Source organism: Polaromonas sp. P1_G4, assembly GCF_056405475.1.
The window spans coordinates 1-6,529 of record NZ_JBFUCA010000224.1 but is presented as its reverse complement, the minus strand read 5'-3'; the positions used below and the strand labels follow the sequence as shown (position 1 = coordinate 6,529).

Annotated in this window: 6 protein-coding genes; 3 read left to right on the top strand and 3 right to left on the bottom strand. The window is 60.1% G+C overall.

Annotated elements, in window-relative coordinates; genetic code table 11:
- Positions 1-72 precede the first annotated feature (72 nt).
- Together grxC and AC1D1X_RS12610 are read right to left on the bottom strand one after the other, a co-directional pair.
- Positions 73-330 carry a glutaredoxin 3 gene (grxC, locus tag AC1D1X_RS12615; protein ID WP_477669802.1) on the bottom strand — a complete coding sequence of 86 codons (258 nt, stop codon included), beginning with the start codon at positions 328-330 and terminating at the stop codon, positions 73-75.
- 145 nt (positions 331-475) lie between these two features.
- On the bottom strand, positions 476-886 hold the full coding sequence (locus AC1D1X_RS12610; RefSeq protein ID WP_477698382.1) for a rhodanese-like domain-containing protein: 411 nt from the start codon (positions 884-886) through the stop codon (positions 476-478).
- 123 nt (positions 887-1,009) lie between these two features.
- On the opposite strand from AC1D1X_RS12610, the gene gpmA reads away from it, so the two are divergent.
- From gpmA to AC1D1X_RS12595, 3 genes are all read left to right on the top strand, one after another.
- Positions 1,010-1,753, top strand: a complete 744-nt coding sequence (gene gpmA / locus AC1D1X_RS12605; RefSeq protein ID WP_477669803.1) for a 2,3-diphosphoglycerate-dependent phosphoglycerate mutase — start codon at positions 1,010-1,012, stop codon at positions 1,751-1,753.
- Between the two features lie 197 nt (positions 1,754-1,950).
- A complete protein-coding gene (locus AC1D1X_RS12600) occupies positions 1,951-3,390 on the top strand; it encodes a S41 family peptidase (protein ID WP_477698381.1) in 1,440 nt (479 codons plus the stop codon).
- Between the two features lie 89 nt (positions 3,391-3,479).
- Positions 3,480-4,244, top strand: a complete 765-nt coding sequence (locus AC1D1X_RS12595) for a HesA/MoeB/ThiF family protein (protein ID WP_477698380.1) — start codon at positions 3,480-3,482, stop codon at positions 4,242-4,244.
- Positions 4,245-4,275: 31 nt separating this feature from the next.
- Here the strand turns inward: AC1D1X_RS12595 and AC1D1X_RS12590 are convergent, their stop codons facing one another.
- On the bottom strand, positions 4,276-6,288 hold the full coding sequence (locus AC1D1X_RS12590; protein WP_477669806.1) for an AsmA family protein: 2,013 nt from the start codon (positions 6,286-6,288) through the stop codon (positions 4,276-4,278).
- Positions 6,289-6,529 lie beyond the last annotated feature (241 nt).

Sequence of the window (6,529 nt, the reverse complement as noted above, 5' to 3'; positions counted from 1 at the left end):
CGGCTTTGCCGGCCCCAGGCGCCGCCCCCTGGAAGGGGGGAGCAGGCTACACGAAGTGAGCCTGAACGGGGGTTAGCGGTCCAGCAACGGCATCAGGCCGCCACGGCTGTCCAGGGCCATGAGGTCATCACAGCCACCAACATGGGTATCGCCGATAAAAATCTGCGGCACGGTGCGCCGGCCAGTGATGTCCATCATTTTCTGGCGTTCACCAGGCACCATGTCCACACGGATTTCGTCAAGCTCGGTGACGCCGCGCTGCTTCAATATCTGCTTGGCCTGGATGCAATAAGGGCAGGTACCTGTGGTGTAAATTTTGACGGTTTGCATGGTTCCTCCGGAAGAGCTGGTCTACGCGCAGCGCAGGAAAAATGGATGGCCAGGGCGAAAGCCGGGCCAAAGCCCGGTAGCCTCGGCGTTGCAGCTTTCGTGCCTGCCAAAAACCGGATCGGGAAACTGGTCAGAACTGAACTGATCAGGCCTTCTCAAGTGGCAGGTTAGCTTCTTTCCACGCTTTCAGCCCGCCGCCCAGTGATTGGGCCTGCTCGTAGCCGAGCTTTTTGGCGACGGCGACGGCGCGGCCGGCGCGGRCACCCGTGGCGCACACCAAAATCAGCGGCAAAGCCTTGTTTTTGACGGTGGCGGGGAGTTTTCCTTCCAGCTCGCTGAAGGGCACGTTTTTGGCGCCTGTGACATGGCCGGYAGCGAATTCTTCGGCCTCGCTGACGTCCACCACCACCGCTTTTTCGCGGTTGATCAGCTGTACGGCGCCGCTCGCCGTGAGCGCGCCAGCGTTCATGGCGCCGGAAATCATGGGCCAAACCAGCATGCCGCCCGAGGCGACCGCTATCGAAATCAGCATCCAGTTATCGATCAGAAATTTCACGTTGTACCCTTTGTGTGTCTTGGAGCGCTTTTTCAGCGAACCCATGATTTTAGAATAGAGGGAGAAAACGCCCTGCCGGCGGCCCTCCTTATTCCCTTTTTTCCACTCCTCACCCTTCCCACCATGTACAAACTCGTGCTCATCCGCCACGGCGAATCGATCTGGAACCTTGAAAACCGCTTCACCGGCTGGGCCGACGTTGACCTCACCGAAACCGGCATCGAACAGGCCAAAAACGCCGGCAAACTGCTCAAAACCGAAGGTTATGACTTTGACGTGGCCTATACCAGCGTGCTCAAGCGCGCGACCCGCACGCTCTGGCACACGCTGGACGAAATGGACCGTACCTGGCTGCCCGTAGTGCACAGCTGGCGTCTCAACGAGCGGCATTACGGTGCCCTGCAGGGACTGAACAAGGCCGAAACAGCGAAAAAGTTCGGCGACGAGCAGGTGCTGATCTGGCGCCGCAGCTATGACACGCCACCCCCGGCGCTTGATGCCTCCGACGAGCGCAGCGAACGGAACGACCCGCGCTACGCGAAGCTGCAGCCCGGCCAGGTGCCGCTGACCGAATGCCTCAAGGACACGGTGGACCGCGTCCTGCCGTTCTGGAATGAGTCCATGGCGCCGGCGATCAAGGCAGGCAAACGCATTGTGGTGGCCGCCCATGGCAATTCCATCCGCGCCCTGGTGAAGTACCTGGACAACATCTCCGACAGCGACATCGTGGGACTCAACATTCCCAATGGCATCCCGCTGGTCTATGAGCTGGACGCCGAACTGCGGCCCTTGCGCCATTACTACCTCGGTGATAGTGAGGCCGCTGCCAAGGCGGCAGCGGCCGTGGGTGCGCAAGGCAAGGCTTGAGGGGCAATTCAGTGACTCYCGGCAGTCCTGCGGGAGCCATTCTTGTAAAAGTCCTGTAAAAGCTGGCTGATTTGGCTCTTTTGCGGCGCCAGGCCGCACGAATGGCGGAACTGTGGCGACCGGCCTTTCTCCAAGGTGTATATTGCTTCACATAGGGGGAGCAGGGGCTCTCCAACAGGTTTACGAAGGTATTTTCTATGGGTCAGAAGCTCAAGATAGCAGGCTGGATTTCAATTGGTGCCGTGGCTGGAGCCCTCACCACCGTACAGCTGCAAGCCGTGGCCCGTGGCGGCCTGGCACCCCTTCCGCTGGAAGAACTGCAGCAACTCGCAGCCGTTTTTGGCATGGTCAAGACGGACTACGTGGAACCGGTGGACGAGAAAAAACTCATCACCGACGCCATTTCCGGCATGGTGGCCAGTCTTGATCCGCACTCGGTTTACTTCGACAAAAAGTCGTTCAAGGAATTCCGGGAAGGCACCACAGGCCGTTTTGTCGGTGTCGGCATCGAAATCAGCCAGGAAGACGGCCTTGTCAAGGTGGTGTCTCCCATCGAAGGCTCCCCTGCGGACCGCGCCGGCCTCAAGCCGAACGACCTGATCACACGTATCRATGACACGGCAGTCAAGGGCCTGAGCCTCAACGACGCGGTCAAGAAAATGCGCGGCGAACCCAAGACCAAGGTGCTGTTAACCATTTTTCGCAAGGACGAAAACCGCACCTTCCCGGTCACCATCACGCGCGAAGAAATCCGTACCCAGTCGGTTCGCAGCAAAGTGGTGGAGCCCGGCTATGCGTGGATTCGCCTGAGCCAGTTCCAGGAACGCACGGTCGACGACTTCGTGACCAAGCTTGAGCAGATTTACAAGCAGGAGCCCAACCTCAAGGGCCTGGTGCTGGACCTGCGCAATGACCCGGGTGGCCTGCTGGATGCGGCAGTCGCTGTCTCGTCAGCTTTCCTGCCTGAAAACGTCACTGTGGTGTCCACCAACGGCCAGCTGGCCGAAAGCAAATTCACCTACAAGGCTGCGCCGGAGTTCTACCAGCGACGCAACGGCGCCGACCCGCTCAAGCGCCTGCCGGCTGCCCTCAAGAACGTGCCGCTGGTGGTGCTGGTCAATGAAGGCTCGGCCTCTGCCAGCGAAATCGTCGCGGGTGCTTTGCAGGACCACAAGCGTGCCACCATCATGGGCAACCAGACTTTCGGCAAGGGATCGGTGCAAACCGTCCGCCCCCTGGGGCCGGATACGGGTCTGAAGCTCACCACGGCACGTTACTTTACGCCCAGCGGGAAATCCATCCAGGCGCGCGGCATCGTGCCTGACGTCATGGTCGATGAAACCGCTGAAGGCAGTCCTTTTGCCGCATTGCGCACCCGCGAAGCCGATCTTGAGAAACACCTCAACAGTGGCCAGGGCGCTGAAGTGAAAGACGCCGGCCGCGAGAAGGCTCGCGAAGAGGCCCTGAAGCGCCTTGAAGAAGAAGCCAAGAAGACACCTGAGCAGCGTCGCCCGCCTGAACTGGGTAGCGACAAGGACTTCCAGCTGGCCCAGGCGATCAACAAGCTCAAGGGACGTCCCGTGCTGGTCAGCAAGACAGCCGTGGTCGAACCGAAAAACGAGAAAAAAGACAACTAGGCCGATGCGCAGAGCGGAGCCGGCTTGCGCCGGATCCCGCCCTGCCCCTTCCGGGCCAGCCCGTCCTGCAGCTTGAACGGTTTCCCATCATGAACGACGAACAGCTGCTTCGTTACTCGCGGCACATCCTGCTCGACGAGATCGGCATCGAAGGTCAGGAAAAAATCCTCCAGTCGCATGTGCTGATCGTCGGTGCGGGCGGACTGGGCTCGCCCGTCGCGCTTTATCTGGGCAGCGCCGGTGTCGGCCACATCACCATCGCCGACCATGACCGGGTGGATGCCACCAACCTGCAACGGCAAATCGCCCACAACCTGTCTCGCATCGGAACGTTCAAGGCAGAATCCGTTGCCCAGTCCATCGCGGCCATCAACCCCGACGTCGTGGTCACCCCGGTTACCCGGCGCGCAGAAGGCGCGCTGCTCGATCAGCTGGTCCGGGACGCCGATGTTGTGCTGGACTGCACGGACAACTTCTCCACGYGCCATGCCATCAACCGCGCTTGCGTCAAACACCGCAAGCCATTGGTATCGGGTGCAGCCATCCGCTTTGACGGCCAGATCGCCGTCTACGATTCGCGACGCGAAGATTCACCGTGCTATGCCTGCGTGTTTCCCGAATCAGACCAGCTGGAAGAAGCCCTTTGCGCGACGATGGGCGTTTTCGCGCCGATGGTCGGCATCATGGGCAGCACGCAGGCTGCCGAAGCCCTGAAGCTGATCTGCGGCATCAGCGGGTCGTTGACCGGGCGGCTGTTGATGCTGGACGGCAAACACATGGAATGGAGCGAAATGAAAATTGCGCCCCATGCGGCATGCGCAGTGTGCGGCGGCGGGGCCAAAAAAATTCCCTGAAAGAATCCGGCTGAAAGGCCGCGGGAAAACCTTATCTGGTGGCCGATGCCGGCATCCGCGAGCCGGCAGCAGACGCTGCGGCCTTCGCAAGAATCGCTGCACAGTTTTCATCCTGGCCCGGTCCGGTTTCAATGGTAGCGGCCAATGCCAGCAAGGGATTGATCACACCCAGTCCGATAGCAACGGCTGCACGTCCCGCGAGGGCTCCCTTGTCAGGGCCGGCCGATAGGGAGGCGAAGGTACCGCCAATCTTCAGGGGAGACCGCAAGCTCAGTATGCTGCGGTCTTTGGGCGCCGGATCCAGAACAAGGTCCAATGTCTCATCGGCAAGGTTGATCGTGCCGCGACCGTTGATGACCGTATCTGCCGTATCCAGCACAATCGTTTTGGTGGTCATCAGGCCTTTGTTCACTTCAAAAGCCGCAGCAGCACAGCGCAACTGCACATTGCGGTCACCACGAACCAGGAACTTGATCACCTCTCCGCCGTCCAGGCCCATGAACTCGAGCAGGATATTGCTGATCTCGCCCTTACCCATCAGCACGGCGACGTCGCCGGATGCCGATCCCAGCATTTGCGCCAGTGAATTTCCGCGCCCTTTCAGGTCCAGCTGGCCGCTAACCTTGCCCAGGCTGCTCCTGGTCGTTTCAACGGCAGGAAAGAGCTGGTTGAGCTGCACGGCCCGCAGGTCCAACCGTGTCGTGAAAACCGCGGGCACAGGGTTGGAGTCGATGCGGATACTCCCTGCCACCGTACCGCCTGCAATGCCCAGCGAGATCGGGTCGAGTTGCAAAACACCGGATTTCAGCTGGACATGAACGCTGCCCTTGTCGAGCGGCAGTACTTTCACATGCCGTATATCAGCCGCAGAATAAATCACGTCGGCGTTCATCGCCTGCAGCCGCGTCACATCAAGCGCTGCGACAGGCAGAACCTTGCGCGCAGTGGGCACCGTTTTTCTGCCTGGCGCCGCCGCCGAATCGCTGTCAGTCCTGGCAACAGGTGTGTCGGCACTGGCAGGCGTGGCTTTCCCTGATGGAGCCAGGCCGATCACGGGGGCGAGGTCGGCGAAATCAAGCAGCCTGGACTGGACCTTGCCGGTCAGAAGCGGCACGGCAGCAGACTGGTCAAAACTGAGCGCCCCATTGATATCCGAACCTCCAAGAACGCCCTGCATCTGGGTGGCCGCCCACACCTTGCCGTGCCTGGCCAGCTTGCCCCGGACTTTGTAGGGTGGTGTTGAAGGCAGCACAACGCCCACCAGCTTGTAGAGTTCTTCCAGGTTGCGTCCCTGCAGGTCAAAGGTCGCGTTGATGCCGGCCAGCTCTGCGAGATTGGAGACCGAGCCTTTGGCCTTGAGGCTGGTCTTGCCGGCTACGGCGTTCACTTCTACCGGAAACGGCGCTTCGAGGTCTTTACTCAGCTGGAGTACGCCGCCGGTGCGGCCAGTCGCATTGAAGGACTCGTTTTTCCATTTGCCGGTGGCCTTGTAGCTCAGGGGCAACTGCTCATTTGCTTCTTGTGCCAGTGAGAACTGAACATGGATATTGGCGCCTTGCGCTGCAGCCTGGTAGTCAACCGTGCCGCGGTCAATGACCAGCGCGTCGATCCGTGGAACGGATCCTTCGTCGGACGTATCCCGCGACAAGGCCCAGGTCCGGCGGCCATCGGGCTCTATTTGGAGCCCTATCTGCGGCTCGGTCAGCACAATCCGGGGCAACTCTACCCGGCCAAAAAGAAGCGGCAACAGCCGGATATCAAATTCTGCGGCGGTTGCCGTCACCAGATAGGGTTTGCTGGCCCATTCGGGGTTGGCTATTTCCACCCCGTCGGCCTTGACCGTGGCAGTACGTCCGAGCTGCACCGACAGGTGCCGGGTAATTTCAAAACGCCTTCCGAGTTGCTCGGATACGTGACGATTGATCGGGCCACGAAGCACGTCCCAAGGGAAAAACACCGCAACCAGCACCAGAATCACCGCCAATACGGCAATGCCGATGAGTGTTCTACGCAGAAGAGGCGATGAGGACAAGACGTTGTTCATGTGCTGGAGAGGAATCGTTCAAACCATTGCAAGGGCAGTCTGTAATGGCCAACAATGCGCGGCTGCCAGCAATGTCCATCACCCTTACAAGCGCGTTGAACTACAGTGAATCAAATGTGCGTCAGCTCACCCCACAGGACAGTCGGCAAGCGCCATAAGACGCTGTGGGCATGTGCCTACAGTTTTTTCGAGCGGGTCGTAGGAAACCTCCTACAGGCACTGCCCTTGGTCACTGGCAGAA

Coding starts and splice junctions, on each gene's coding strand:
- grxC (WP_477669802.1), bottom strand. CDS start 330: ATGCAAACCGTCAAAATTTACACCACAGGTACCTGCCCTTATTGCATC.
- gpmA (WP_477669803.1), top strand. CDS start 1,010: ATGTACAAACTCGTGCTCATCCGCCACGGCGAATCGATCTGGAACCTT.
- AC1D1X_RS12590 (WP_477669806.1), bottom strand. CDS start 6,288: ATGAACAACGTCTTGTCCTCATCGCCTCTTCTGCGTAGAACACTCATC.